The 12,564-nt window shown below is 61.4% G+C and carries 12 protein-coding genes; 3 read left to right on the top strand and 9 right to left on the bottom strand.

Annotation, left to right across the window (positions count from 1 at the left end; translation table 11 throughout):
• Positions 1-54 precede the first annotated feature (54 nt).
• The gene (locus LARV_RS00185; protein ID WP_075071745.1) at positions 55-1,944 is read left to right on the top strand and encodes a hypothetical protein; all 1,890 of its coding nucleotides are present in this window, start codon (positions 55-57) and stop codon (positions 1,942-1,944) included.
• Between the two features lie 30 nt (positions 1,945-1,974).
• Here LARV_RS00185 and amrS read toward each other — a convergent pair whose 3' ends face one another.
• The gene (amrS, locus tag LARV_RS00190) at positions 1,975-3,090 is read right to left on the bottom strand and encodes an AmmeMemoRadiSam system radical SAM enzyme (protein WP_075071746.1); all 1,116 of its coding nucleotides are present in this window, start codon (positions 3,088-3,090) and stop codon (positions 1,975-1,977) included.
• A 174-nt stretch (positions 3,091-3,264) separates the two neighbouring features.
• Here amrS and LARV_RS00195 point away from each other — a divergent pair, with 174 nt between their 5' ends.
• Positions 3,265-5,688: an endonuclease MutS2 gene (locus LARV_RS00195; RefSeq protein WP_075075044.1), complete on the top strand. Its 2,424-nt coding sequence runs from the start codon at positions 3,265-3,267 to the stop codon at positions 5,686-5,688.
• A gap of 173 nt (positions 5,689-5,861) precedes the next feature.
• Here the strand turns inward: LARV_RS00195 and LARV_RS00200 are convergent, their stop codons facing one another.
• Together LARV_RS00200 and rsgA are read right to left on the bottom strand one after the other, a co-directional pair.
• Positions 5,862-6,353: an RNHCP domain-containing protein gene (locus LARV_RS00200; protein WP_075071747.1), complete on the bottom strand. Its 492-nt coding sequence runs from the start codon at positions 6,351-6,353 to the stop codon at positions 5,862-5,864.
• Complete coding sequence (rsgA, locus tag LARV_RS00205) at positions 6,350-7,264, bottom strand: ribosome small subunit-dependent GTPase A (RefSeq protein WP_075071748.1); 915 nt, start codon at positions 7,262-7,264, stop codon at positions 6,350-6,352. Before rsgA ends, LARV_RS00200 begins: the two co-directional genes overlap by 4 nt.
• Here rsgA and LARV_RS00210 point away from each other — a divergent pair.
• A complete protein-coding gene (locus tag LARV_RS00210; RefSeq protein WP_075071749.1) occupies positions 7,263-7,511 on the top strand; it encodes a hypothetical protein in 249 nt (82 codons plus the stop codon). The genes rsgA and LARV_RS00210 overlap by 2 nt on opposite strands.
• 378 nt (positions 7,512-7,889) lie before the next feature.
• Here LARV_RS00210 and recN read toward each other — a convergent pair whose 3' ends face one another.
• Genes recN through LARV_RS00240 form a run of 6 tightly spaced genes read right to left on the bottom strand, consistent with a single transcriptional unit; the run spans position 7,890 to position 12,552 of the window.
• Entirely contained in the window at positions 7,890-9,635 is a 1,746-nt protein-coding gene (gene recN, locus LARV_RS00215; protein ID WP_075071750.1) for a DNA repair protein RecN, read from the bottom strand.
• A 27-nt stretch (positions 9,636-9,662) separates the two neighbouring features.
• A complete protein-coding gene (locus LARV_RS00220) occupies positions 9,663-10,211 on the bottom strand; it encodes a B-box zinc finger protein (protein WP_075071751.1) in 549 nt (182 codons plus the stop codon).
• A complete protein-coding gene (locus LARV_RS00225; protein WP_075071752.1) occupies positions 10,208-11,086 on the bottom strand; it encodes an NAD(+)/NADH kinase in 879 nt (292 codons plus the stop codon). The genes LARV_RS00220 and LARV_RS00225 overlap by 4 nt, the downstream gene beginning before the upstream one ends.
• Positions 11,087-11,104: 18 nt before the next feature.
• Positions 11,105-11,620 carry a CRISPR-associated protein Cas4 gene (locus tag LARV_RS00230; protein WP_075071753.1) on the bottom strand — a complete coding sequence of 172 codons (516 nt, stop codon included), beginning with the start codon at positions 11,618-11,620 and terminating at the stop codon, positions 11,105-11,107.
• A gap of 7 nt (positions 11,621-11,627) precedes the next feature.
• Positions 11,628-11,867 (bottom strand): hypothetical protein, encoded by a 240-nt coding sequence (locus tag LARV_RS19985; RefSeq protein ID WP_075071754.1) that lies wholly within the window; start codon positions 11,865-11,867, stop codon positions 11,628-11,630.
• Positions 11,845-12,552 (bottom strand): translin family protein, encoded by a 708-nt coding sequence (locus LARV_RS00240; protein ID WP_075071755.1) that lies wholly within the window; start codon positions 12,550-12,552, stop codon positions 11,845-11,847. Before LARV_RS00240 ends, LARV_RS19985 begins: the two co-directional genes overlap by 23 nt.
• Positions 12,553-12,564 lie beyond the last annotated feature (12 nt).

Here is a 12,564-nt window from a genome sequence, read left to right on the forward strand (position 1 = left end):
CCTTCCAGTGTGATAAACTATTGAAACAGTCCAATCGCATCAAAAAGGGGAATGATGCCTTTTTCGCGTAAACTGCTGATCGCTATTGTTCTTATGCTCAGCACGAGCCTGCTGTTGGGCGGGCCGGGCCATGGCCCGACGCCGGTTTACGCGCAAGACGAAGCTCCCACCCCCACTGCAACCCCCGCAGAAATCACCCGAAAAACCACCCTGACCGTCACCTTCACCGAAACCGAATGGTGGTTGGCGCGCTGGTCGGATAACGATATTGCCTGTCGCATGTACGTCGAACACGAAGGCCAGCCCACCCAGGATGAAATCCTGACCGCCTGCGGTCAAACGATCTTCAATGAATGGCAAAAGACGACCCAGTGCAATGAAGCCTCCTCTGACTGCAAAGGCTATTATCTCTACCCGCTGACTTCATACGAAGGAACCCGCCAGGTCGAAGTCGAGCTGCCGCAACCGGCCGTCTGGCTGTCGATCGCCGGCTGCGAGCTGCAATTTCCGCAGAACACCTGCAACGCCGTGCCTCAGTTGGTGCTGACCGGCGAAGAGCCCCTCCCCAACGAATCCATCATTCGCATCAACGGCTCCGTCAACGGCCAGCCCTTCAGTTGCCAGTCCGATTCCTGCATCCTGCCGCTGCAGCCCACCGGCGAACGCGGCCTGACGCTTGAATTCTGGGCCGATTCCAGCTTTGGCGACAGCAGCCCCACCTATTCGGCGCAGTTGCGCATCCTGCCCAAAGGCGATTTCATGTCGCCGGATCAGGCCTCCAGCGACGCGCCCCTGTATTACGTGGACGTCATCAGCAGCCAGTGGCGCGGCGGACCGACCGCTTCCTGCGCCGATACCTGGCAGGTCTTTCCCGAGGTTGGTGGGCCGCCCGCCTGGCTGACAACTCCGGCCAACGCGGCGGAACTGGGGTCCACCAAGGCCTTTTATTACCTGGCCGGGGCCCTGATCACCAACGGCGAAGTGGACGCTGCCGGCTGCGAAGGCGGCGGTCTGGAAGCGCCTTATCTGGCCAATGCCTGCGGCCTGGAAAAGGCTCGCCCGCAGCTCGAAACCTGGCAGAATCAATTCGATGCCGAAATCTGGCAGGTCGCCCGGGATACCGGCGTGCCGGCCATGTTGATGAAAAACATGTTCAGCCGCGAAAGCCAGCTCTGGCCGGGCATCTACGAATCCTATAAAGAAGCCGGGCTCGGCCAGTTGACCGAAAAAGGCGCCGACACCGTGCTGTTGTGGAACCCCAGTTTCTTCGACCAGTTCTGTCCGCTGGTTCTGGATCAGTCGGTCTGCGACCTTGGGTTCGGCAACCTGGGTCAAAACGAGCAGAATATGCTGCGCGGCGCGCTGGTGAGCAAGGTAAACGCCGCCTGCGAAAACTGCCCCATGGGAATCGATCTCAGCCAGGCGGCCTTCAGCGTGCGCGTTTTTGCTGAAGGCCTGGTCGCCAATTGCGAGCAGGTCGGGCGGACGATCTCCAACATCACCGAATACCGTCCCGGCGACATTGCTAGCTACACCGATCTATGGCGCTTTACCCTGGTGAACTATAACGCCGGCGTTGGCTGTCTCGCGCACGCCATCAACGCCGCCTGGCAGTCCGGGCAGCCGCTTACCTGGGACAATGTTTCCGCCAATCTCGAACCGGTATGCCAGAGCGCTGTCGATTACATTGGGGATATCACCGGCATGCAGCCCATCGTTCCTACACCGACTTCCTGGGTATTCCAGGGCACGCCCCTGCCACAGGTCACGCCTGCCAATTATCGCACCCCCACGCCCAGCGCCGTCCAACCCACACCCCAGCCCGGCGCGGTTACACCAACTCCCACACCTTCCGGTTACAATGGCGGACCCACGCCGACCTTATCCGGATATCCGGGCGCTGTCACCCCGTATCCGACTTCTCCTACAGTCACTTATCCCTAAACCGGAGCGCCGTTGCGCCTCCGGTTTTTTCTACGTCCGCACCGCTCTGGGCATTCCCCAGCCGTTGATGCGCACGTCCTCGGGATGGTCCGTCCACACGCCCGGGATCTTCGCGCCGCAGTTCGGGCAGGCCCCCTGCGCCGTCAGGTTGTACTTTTGAATGACGTAACCGCGCCGCTGAACCAGCAGTTGGTTGCAGGCTGGGCAGTAGGTATCTTCCAGCGACCCGACCCGCCCCGGCAGATTGCCGGCATAAACATAATTCAAGCCGGCTTCCTGGCCGATTTCACTGGCGCGTTTGAGCGCGGCTGCGCTGGTCGGAGGTGCGTCGGTGTGTTTGTAGTCCGGGTGAAAGGCGGTCACATGCCATGGAATATCCCGCGAGACCGATACCAGAAAACGGGCCGCGTCCCATAACTCTTCATTGCTGTCATTCATTCCCGGAATGACCAGCGTGACGACTTCCACCCATAGGCCCATTTCGTGCGCCATCTGAATGGTATCCAGAACGTGCTGCAGCATGCCGCCCAACTGGCGGTACTGCCGGTCGCGCATACATTTCAGGTCCACCTTATACGCTGAGAGCACGGGGCGCAGTTCGCGCAGCACCTCGGGTGTGGCGTTGCCGTTGGAGACCATTGCGCAACGCAGTCCCGCCGCCTGAGCGCGGATGAAAATATCCTGGGCCCATTCGGCCGTGATCAGCGGTTCGTTATAGGACGAGACGATCAGGTCAGCGTCATAACGCCGCGCTGCCGCGACCAGACCATCCGGGGTAGCCGGTTGGATGGTCTCATGAACCATTCGCGCCGTTGGATCGCGCAAAGCCTGCGAACTGACCCAATTCTGGCAAAAATCGCAGTGAAAATCACAGCCCAGCATGCCAAAGGTCAGCGCGTTGCTGCCCGGAAACACGTGATTGAAGGGTTTCTTCTCGATGGGATCGACCTGGGCTGCTGCCACGTAGCCCCACGGGGCGCGAAATTCGCCATCGCGGTTGAAGCGCACACCGCAAATTCCACGCCGCCCGGGCTTGATCAGGCAGCGGTGCGCGCAGGACCAGCAGCTCACGGCGCCGTCTTCCAGCTTTTCATAAAATCGAGCCGGCTGGGTATGCTCGTCGAGCAATTCCTCTAAAGTTTTCATAGGGATCACCTGATTTAATTATAGCAAGTGCAGAAAGGAGATGAGTTGATGGGTTCTGAGTGATGCGGATTTATCTCGTCTGGTCCCATTAACGCAGAACTCATCACGCATTCCTCATCAACTATCCACCTGGCTGGTGAACCGTTCCTGTCCTTCATGGTAGAATTTCCCTCGATGGACGATAAATCACTGCATACGCTCGAATATCATAAAGTGCTCGAAAAGCTGGCCGCTTACGCAGATTTCAGCGTCTCGGCGGACCTGGCGAGCGCTCTGCGCCCGACCGACAAGCTGGAGGAGGCGCTGGAACGTCAGACCCGCACCACCGAGGCCCGCCGCCTGCTCAGCATTCGCTCCGAGACCTCGATCGGCGGCGCCACCGACATCCGCCCCCAGATCGAGATCGCGGCCCGCTCGGGCGTCCTGACCGGCGAGGACCTGCTCAACATCAAGGCCACGCTGATCGCCGCTCGCGAACTTTCGCGCGCGCTCGAACGCCAGGCCGAGACCTACCCGCGTCTGTCCGCCATCACCACGCGCATGCCGCCTCCGCCCGGCCTGATCGAAACCATTTCCCGCACCATCTCCGATCACGGCGATGTGCTGGATTCAGCCTCGCCCAAACTGGCATCCATCCGTTCCGAGATGAACGTGGCTCACGAACGCCTGTTGTCGCGTCTCGAGCGCCTGATCAACGATCCGAAAAACGCACCCATCCTGCAGGAGCAGATCATTACCCAGCGCAACGGGCGCTACGTAATACCGCTGCGTGCCGACTTCAAGGGCCGCATCCGTTCCATCGTCCACGACCAGTCCTCCTCCGGCCAGACGCTGTTCGTCGAGCCGCTGGCGGTGGTGGAGCTGAACAACACCTGGCACGAACTGGAACTGGCCGAGCGCGACGAGGAACGCCGCATCCTGGCCGAGCTGACCGACCAGGTCGGCCGCTTTGCCGGCACGCTGATCGGCATCGTCGATGCTCTGGCCGAGATGGATTTCTGCCTGGCGTGTGCCAAATACGCCGAGGATCTCAAGGCCGCCGAGCCGGTGCTGGTGCCCACCCGCAAAATGCGCGACGGGTCACACCCGGGCACAACCCTCAAACTGTATTACGCCCGCCATCCGCTGCTCGACCCGGCTAGCGTGGTGCCCATCGACCTGGTGCTGGACGAATCCACCTACGCGCTGGTCATCACCGGTCCCAATACCGGCGGGAAGACCGTCACGCTCAAGACGGTTGGCCTGCTGGCGCTCATGGCCCAGTCCGGCCTGCACATCCCGGTCCAGTCCGGATCCGAATTGAGCGTCTTCGAGAACATCTACGCCGATATCGGCGACGAACAATCCATCGAACAATCGCTGTCCACCTTCTCCGGGCACATCACCAACATCGTGCGCATCCTCAAGAAAGCCGACCGGCGCTCGCTGGTGCTGCTGGACGAACTCGGCGCGGGCACCGACCCGCAGGAAGGATCGGCTCTGGCGCGCGCGATCATGGCCCACCTGGTCGAACAGCGCGTCACCAATCTGGTGGCCACGCATTACCCCGAATTGAAGGCCTTTGCCCATTCCACGCCCGGTGTGGTCAACGCCAGCATGGAATTCGATCTAAAAACGCTGCGGCCGACCTACCATCTGATCATCGGCCTGCCCGGCCGCTCCAACGCGCTGGCAATCTGCGAACGCCTGCACGTGCCTGACGAGATCATCACCGCGGCCCGCAACATGCTCAATCCAAGCGATCTCAAGGCGGAGGACCTGCTGGACGAAATCCATCGCCAGCGGGATATCGCCCGCCGCCTGCGGTCGGACGCTGACCGCCAGCGCACCGATGCTGAAAAACTGCGCCTGCAGTGGCTGGAAAAGATGGAAAAGGTGGAAGACGAGCGCCAGGCGCTGCTGGAGAAGGCCCGCCATGACGCTGAAACCGAGGTCTTCGAACTGCGCGGAGAACTGGATGAAGTGCGCCGCGAACTTTCGCGCGCCCGGCAGCCGCTGGAAGCCCTCAAACCCCTGCAGCAGCAGGTGAGCGCGCTGGAAGAAGCAGCCCAGGCGCCGGTGGTGCGCCGCCAGCCCGAAAAGGCGGCCGGCGCACCGGCCCCGCGTCCGCTGCGCGTGGGCGACAAGGTCAAACTGCGCTCGCTGCATTTGGACGGCGTGGTGACGGCCCTGGGCGAGAGCGAGGTGGAAGTGCAAATCGGCAACCTGCGCGTACGTTCGCGCCTGACCGATATCCAGCGCCCGAACGAGGATGAACAGACGCCAGCCACGCAGGCGGCCGGGAGTGCTTCTTCTTCCCCCGCCGATCGCGATTCCGCCGCCGCGCGTCCGCAGATCTTTGCGCCCTCCCCGGGCATGGAACTCGACTTGCGCGGCCAGCGCGCCGAGGATGCGCTGGATGCGCTCGACCGCTATATCGACAACGCCTATCTGAGCGGCCTGCCCTTCGTACGCATCATTCACGGCAAAGGCACCGGCAAATTACGTCAGGTCATCCGCGACGCGCTGCGCCATTCGCCGCACGTCGATCGCTGGCAGTCCGGCCAGGAGAACGAAGGCGGCGACGGCGTCACCGTGGCGCACCTGGTGAAAGATTAGACGCCGTTATTCGGGAGGCGTGAAGTGAACCGCCTCTTTTCGTAGTGGCGACGTAAGTCGCTTTTCCAACTGACAACGACTTACGTCGTTACTACAGGACAGATCAAGCTGTCTTCGTAGTGGCGCCGTAAGTCGCTCTTTCGGCTGTCAACGACTGACGTCGTTACGACGAATTAAGATTCCCTGCCCCACAACCTGCGAACCACCAGTTCCTCATGCCCTGAATTCAACGCCAGGATACCATTCTGCGCCAGTGTGTCACGCATAGATCGATCCAGGTTTTGCGATTCATGGAAGATCTGCAGGATCAGATCGTTGTCATCATCGGCGGCGATGCGATTGATGGATACCTTGCCGCATTCGGTGCACACATGCACCAGCATCAACTCGCCGGAATCGGCGGCGTATTTATTTCCGTTGTGCTTGAGGGTCAGCGCCACCGCCCGCATACGGCCCTTGCAGGCCGCCAGGCGATCGCCGGCCTCGTAAAGGTCCAGGTGGCGCGAAGAAAGGCAGTGCGGGCAGTGATTGCGGTTGCGCACGCCCGAGAAAAGCTCATGCGCCTGCACCAGGCGCCGGCAGTGCAAACAGGTGAAATCGCCAAAAGTGTCTTGCAAACCCTTCGAGCGGGTGTAGGTTCGTTGTGCAAAAGTGCTGGTTGTCATGGATCCAATCTCAACTTCAAATAACTCTGGTAACGATACGGGCTGATCTGCCCGGCGGTAACCGCTCTGCGCACGGCGCAGCCGGGTTCGTCCTGGTGGCGGCAGTCCATCCCAAAGCGGCACTTGCCCAGGTAGGGACGCAGCTCGGGGAAAAAGTAGGCCAGATCGGCGCCGTCCACATTCCACAGGCCAAACTCGCGGATGCCGGGCGTGTCGATGATGGCGCCGCCCTGATCCAGCGGGAATAAGGTCGCGCTGGTGGTGGTATGCCGGCCCTTGCCGGTGACGCTGTTGGTCTCCTGTACGCGCAGCCCCAGGCCGGGTTCGAGCGCGTTGAGCAGCGAGGTCTTGCCCACGCCGGATTTGCCCACCAGCAGGCTGCGCCGGCCGCGCAGGACCGTCCGGAAATCATCCACGCCTTCGCCGCTGGCGGTGCTGGTCAGCAGCACCGGGTAACCGATGGCCCGGTATTCCGCGGCCACCTGTTCGATCTCGTTCACCTCGCCCCGCCCCGCCACCAGATCCAGCTTGGTGATGCACACCAGGGCCGGAATTTCAGCCGCCTCGGCCGAAACCAGATAGCGGTCCAGCAGGTGCCAGGCCGGGCGCGGGTTGGCGGCCGCGAAGACCGGCACGATCTGATCGATGTTGGCGGCGATGAGCTGCTCGCAGGTGTGCGCGGCGGCGCGGCGCGAAATCCAGTTCCGCCGCGGCAGCAGCGCCGTGACCTGGTTGGCCGCATCGAAAACGACTTCATCGCCCACCACGAGCTCGACGTCGCCGCCTTTGCGCAGGTGGTTCGAAAGGGAGCAAATCCGCTCGCCGGATTCGGTCGCCAGGCGGTAAAAGCCGTTATTTTTTTGGATCACAACTCCGCGGAAGCCTGCGGAGGAAAGGTCGATATCTGACATGGTCAAAAAGTCCCTGTGCAAAATCAAAAACGCCAGCCCGGGAAATTTCCCGTGGCTGGCGTCTCCATCGATTCTGGCGCGATCTGCCGGTGATTCTCCGGCAGTGTGCATCATCGAGAAATCGCGCGGCGTTTATAAAAAATTCGCCACGGGGCATGAGCACCCGTGGCTGATCTTCATTCAGCGGGCGTCATGCAAAATCTCGGAAGAGCACAAGAACATTTTTTACCATGCTCACAAATTTTAGCAAATCATCCCACCCATCGTCTAGGGCATCTGACCTGGCCAGATGGATAGTCTTTGGGGAAGAAGTGAGGAGTGAAGAGTGAAGAGGAAGAAAATGCTGAATGTTGAATGCTGAATGATGAATGCCAATTCACGGCTCACGAATACCGAATTGACGAATACTGAATTGACGAATACCGTTTACCGGTTCACGCCTCACCCTTCACCCTCTTCTCCTTAAAAAAGCCCGACCGTGTCTGTCCCCTTGCACGGTCGGCCTTTCCGCACAGAGCCCCTGCGATCTGTGCACCTGTGTCTATAAAAATGATGTATTTATTATAGGTCAATTTTTAAACAATGGAATAGGGAATTTCACCTAATTATTGACTATTTTGGTGTTTTATGGGATTTTATGATCTGGTTGGCTGGCATATTGGTTGGCCAGGGCCAGCGCTTCCTGGGCGGCGTGCAAATTGGCTTCGCTGACCCCGCCCAACATCTGGGCCAGTTCTTCCTCGCGCGTGCGTTGGCTCAATTTTTCCACCTGGGTGGTGGTGCGCTCGTTCTGGACGTGCTTGCTGACGCGATAATGCCGGTCGCCGAAGGCCGCCAGTTGCGGTAAATGCGTCACCACCAGCACCTGGTGCTGGCGCCCGAGCTGCCACAGCTTTTCGCCCACCACGGTGCCCACCCGGCCGCCGATGCCCTGGTCGATCTCATCGAAGATCAGCGTGGGGATGTAATCCGCCTGGGCCAGCACGTTCTTCAGCGCCAGCATGAGCCGCGAAGTTTCGCCGCCCGAGGCAATCTTGACCAGTGGTTTCAAACCCTCGCCCGGGTTGGGCGCGATGAGAAATTCCACCCGGTCCAGGCCGCTCTCGTCGAAGGCCACCGTCCGGCCATCCGGCAGGATCAACCCGTTGCCGGCCGGCTCGAACTGGATATCCACCGCGAAACGTGCCCCGGCCATGCTCAAGTCGGCCAGCTCGCGCTCCACCCCCTCGCCCAGACGCCCGGCGGCTGCCCGGCGCTGCTCTGAAAGCGCCCAGCCCAGTCCGGCCAGTTCCTGGCGCAGCTTGTCTTCCTGCTCTTCCAGTTCCGCAATGCGTTCGCCGGCGTGCGCGATCGTCTCCAGTTCGGCGCGCGCCCGCACGGCGAAATCGAGCACAGTCTGCACGTCGCTGCCGTATTTACGTTTGAGGTTGTGTATCAGCTCCAGCCGTTCTTCGATCTGCTCCAGACGGCGCGGGTTGAATTCGATGTTCTCCAGGTAGGCATGCAGCTCGCGGCTCAAATCAGACGCCATTTCCGAAAGCGTCTCGGCCTGATCGCTCAGCCCCTGCTGACTGGAGTCGATGCGGCTCAGGCCGCTCAAAGCCTGGGCCACCTGCCCCAGCAGGTCGGCCGCGGAGAGCGCTTCCGGTGAGCCTTCGTCCAGCGCCGCCAGGGACTGCTGGGCCAGCGAGGCCAGGTTCTCAGCGTTGGCCAGGCGGGTGCGTTCCTGGCGCAGTTCTTCCTCTTCGCCGGCCTGCAAATTAGCGGCTTCGATCTCGTTGGCCTGGAAATTCAGCAGGTCCGTTTTGCGTGCGGCGTCCTGTTCGCTCTGGCGCAAGCCAACCAGGTCGCGCTGCACGCCGCGCAGCACGTGAAATGTCTGCCGGTAAGCGTTCAGGGCTTCCTCGGTTCCCGCGTAGCGGTCCAGCAATCCCAGGTGGGATTTGACGTGCAGCAATGAAAGGTGTTCCGCCTGACCGTGAATATCCACCAGGTAATCGCCCAGCTCGCGTAGCAGGTTGAGGCCCACGCTGCGGCCGTTGATGCGCGCCACGGTGCGGCCTTCGCGGCGCAGCTCGCGCGCCAGCGTAACCGTATCCGGTTCGTCCAGCAGGTTTTCCCGCTCCAGCAGGGCCTGAATTTCAGCCCGGCTGCTGGCCGGGATGCGAAATACGGCCTCCAGGCTGGCGCGATCGGCGCCGGCGCGAATGCTGGTGGCATCCGCCTTGCCGCCCACCAGGGCCATGATGGCGTCCAGAATGATCGATTTACCCGCGCCGGTCTCGCCGGTGAAGGTCAGCAACCCGGCGCCCAGGTCCAACTCAAGGTGCTGGATAATGGCAAAATTATCGATGCGCAGCTCAATCAGCATAGACCCGTACCCCGTTCGAGAGGGCTGTTACCGCCCCAGTTGAATGCCGGTCAGGCGGTAATAGAAACTGGTGGTAACCAGCGCAGTGTAGGCGCCGCGAAGCAGCAGCGTGATCAGCGAACTCAACGGATTGCCCATAAACAGCGGCAGCAGGGCCACCACCAACAACGGCAGGCTGCCCACCACCACCGCCACGGTGGTCACCTGGGATAGCAGTCTGGAACGCCGGCGGTGCACCACCCAGCGGACCGCTTCGGCGATGATCACCCCCACGATGGGCGCGGCCATCAGGATAAAGAACCACAGGAAACCGGCCAGGTAGCTGCCCAGGAAAGAAATCACACCCGCCACCACCACCGCCAGCGGATAATCGAAGGCGCGCGCGGTATCGAAGGTCTTTTGCTGACCGCGGATGCATTCCCTGCAGCGGTAACCGGTCGGGGTCAGTACGGCGCATTCACTGCAGATGGGACGGTTGCAGCGGTTGCAGCGCAGCATGGTTTCACGCTGCGGATGGTTGTAACAATAGAGCTTTGGTGTAGGATCTTCCGGAATGACTTGATTCTCAGCGTTCATCGCGTTCCACCGGTGGAAGGGTTTTGTTGCATAAAGCGAGTCAGGTTGCGATAGAAATACCCCTGCTCTTCGAAGCGAACAAATCGGGCGATATGGTCGCTGGCAGCCACGCGCACCTCGTCTCCGTTTTCCAAATGGGCGGGCGGATGGCCGTCCACGCTCAAAACAGCCTGATGCGAGGTTTGAATCTTCAGACTCACCCGCGCGCCTTCCGGTAAGATCACCGCTCGATCGACCGATAGGTGCGGTGCGATGGCCACGATCAGCATATTGCGCAGTTCAGGCGGCATGATGGGCCCGCCAACCGCCAACGCATAAGCCGTCGAACCGGTCGCCGTGGCAACCAGCAGTCCATCGGCGATGTAACTGGCCAGTTCGCTGCCGTCGACCTGGGCGGTGATCAATATGGGCCGGACGATTTGTCCGCGCGCCACCACCGCCTCGTTCAAAGTCTGCCAGCTGCCCAGGCGCAAACCGCCGCGCCAGTGCTCGGTGGTCAGCATCATCCGCTCTTCCACCCAGCAGCGGCCCGCCAGAAGGTCCGGAAGGCGCTGACGCCAGGTTTCGCGTTGCACTTCGATGAGAAAGCCAAAGTGCCCATAATTGATGCCCAGAACCGGCACGCCCTGCGGAGCGCTCAGGTGAACGGCGCGCAGCATGGTGCCATCACCGCCCAGCGCGATCAACAGATCGAAAACGCCCCCTTTCATCTCCGCCCGCAGTTCCTCATTCGAAATATGGCGGGCCACCACGTGGCTCACACCCAACTCGCGCAGGGCCTGCGCCACGTGCTGACCTTCCGCGGCGGCTTCCGGCAATTGCGGCGGGTAGACGACGGCGATACGATCATAGGAAGGAGACGTCTGGCTTGGCATGAAGATGATTATACCAACTTACAGTTTCTGATCGCAAACCGAACGGTAGCCGCATTTACGGCAACGCCCGGCTTCATCGTGCGAGCGATCCGCCTCGCCGCGTTTTTCCAGCGCGCGCATGACATCCAATTCCTCCAGCAGGCGTTCTTCCCACTCGTGGGTGTAATCGATGGCGAACGTCCGGTCCCGGTAGCGCAAGATTCCATACGGCGGGCGCTTTCCGGTGGCGCGCTCGACCAGCAGGCAGTAGGCGATCAGTTGAAACAGGTGGCTCGCGTACGGCGCGGGCGGCGCCCAGGCGCTTTTCACCTCCACCGGCAGGAGGTCGCCTCCCTGTTCCACCAGGTAATCCGGCTTGCCGGTCAATCCGGTCTGCACGTCGAAGAAGGCTTTCTCCGGGCGTCCCCACATCTTAGGGTCCGCGTAGATGACGCGACCGCGCGGCAATCCCGCGCTGAGCTGCTGCCGGTTTCCCCACCACAACAACAGCGCGGCCAGCAGGGCAGCCGCCAACGCGGCAATCCACAATCCCATGTTAGCCTCAGCCCAACCAGCCCAGGGCCAATGCGGCCACTGCCAGAACCAGCGCCAGGCCCAACAGCAGCCAGGCTGCCAGACGCGCCAGCCGGCCGGTCAGCACCTGGCGGCCGTGCGCGCGGTGATAAGCGCTTCCGCCGGCCAGTTCCATTGGATTTTCAGGCGTCACCCCCTGGCGTTGGTACCACCAGGCCCGGCGGCAGAACTGAAAGGTCCCGATTTCAGACGCTCGTATCGTCCGCATCCTGGTCCTGGGACGGTTCGGTGGAGAAATCGCCCATCTCAGGCAATTCACCCACGTCCGGCAGGCGCGCCGCCAGCTTTTGCATGGCCTCGCGCAGGCGCTGTTCGCGCAGGCTGATGGTCATATCGCCGCGGGTGCGTTCGACGATGCCGCGCACCAGATCCGTCTGGCGGCGCAGGCCGTTGGTGATCGCGTCCGGGTAGTCCACGGTAATCAGCAGCGCGTAGATTTCGTCCATACAGGTCAGCAGGCGCTCGGCCTCGGGTGAATAGCCCTGGCGCAGGATATCCAACGTCTTGCGGCGCAGTTCGCCGGTGACCTCGGCCAGTCCCTTCAGGTAGGTGTTGTATTCGATGCCCAGATCGGCCGGCATGGGCAGGGACTGATTTTCGATCACCGCCACGGTGAGGCTGGCTTCGGCGTATTCCTTGATGGCGTCCTGGGTGTAGCCGGCGTAATACAGATCCGGAAAGGCAGCCAGGTCGTGTTTGAGCGCATCGACCAGGGCGCGCGCTTCGCGCAGGTGATCGTGAGCCAGGTCGTTCTCTGAACGATGAATGGCGCGAATCGTTTGAGCGGCGTGGCGCGTAAGGGCGCGCGCCTGAACCAACGCCTGATCGCGCGCCAGATTGCGCGCTTCAAAATCAGCGTGAACTTGTTCGGAAAGGTCGGCAAAAAAATCCATAAAAGAGTCCAG

The organism is Longilinea arvoryzae (assembly GCF_001050235.1).
GTDB classification, from domain to species: Bacteria; Chloroflexota; Anaerolineae; order Anaerolineales; family Anaerolineaceae; genus Longilinea; species Longilinea arvoryzae.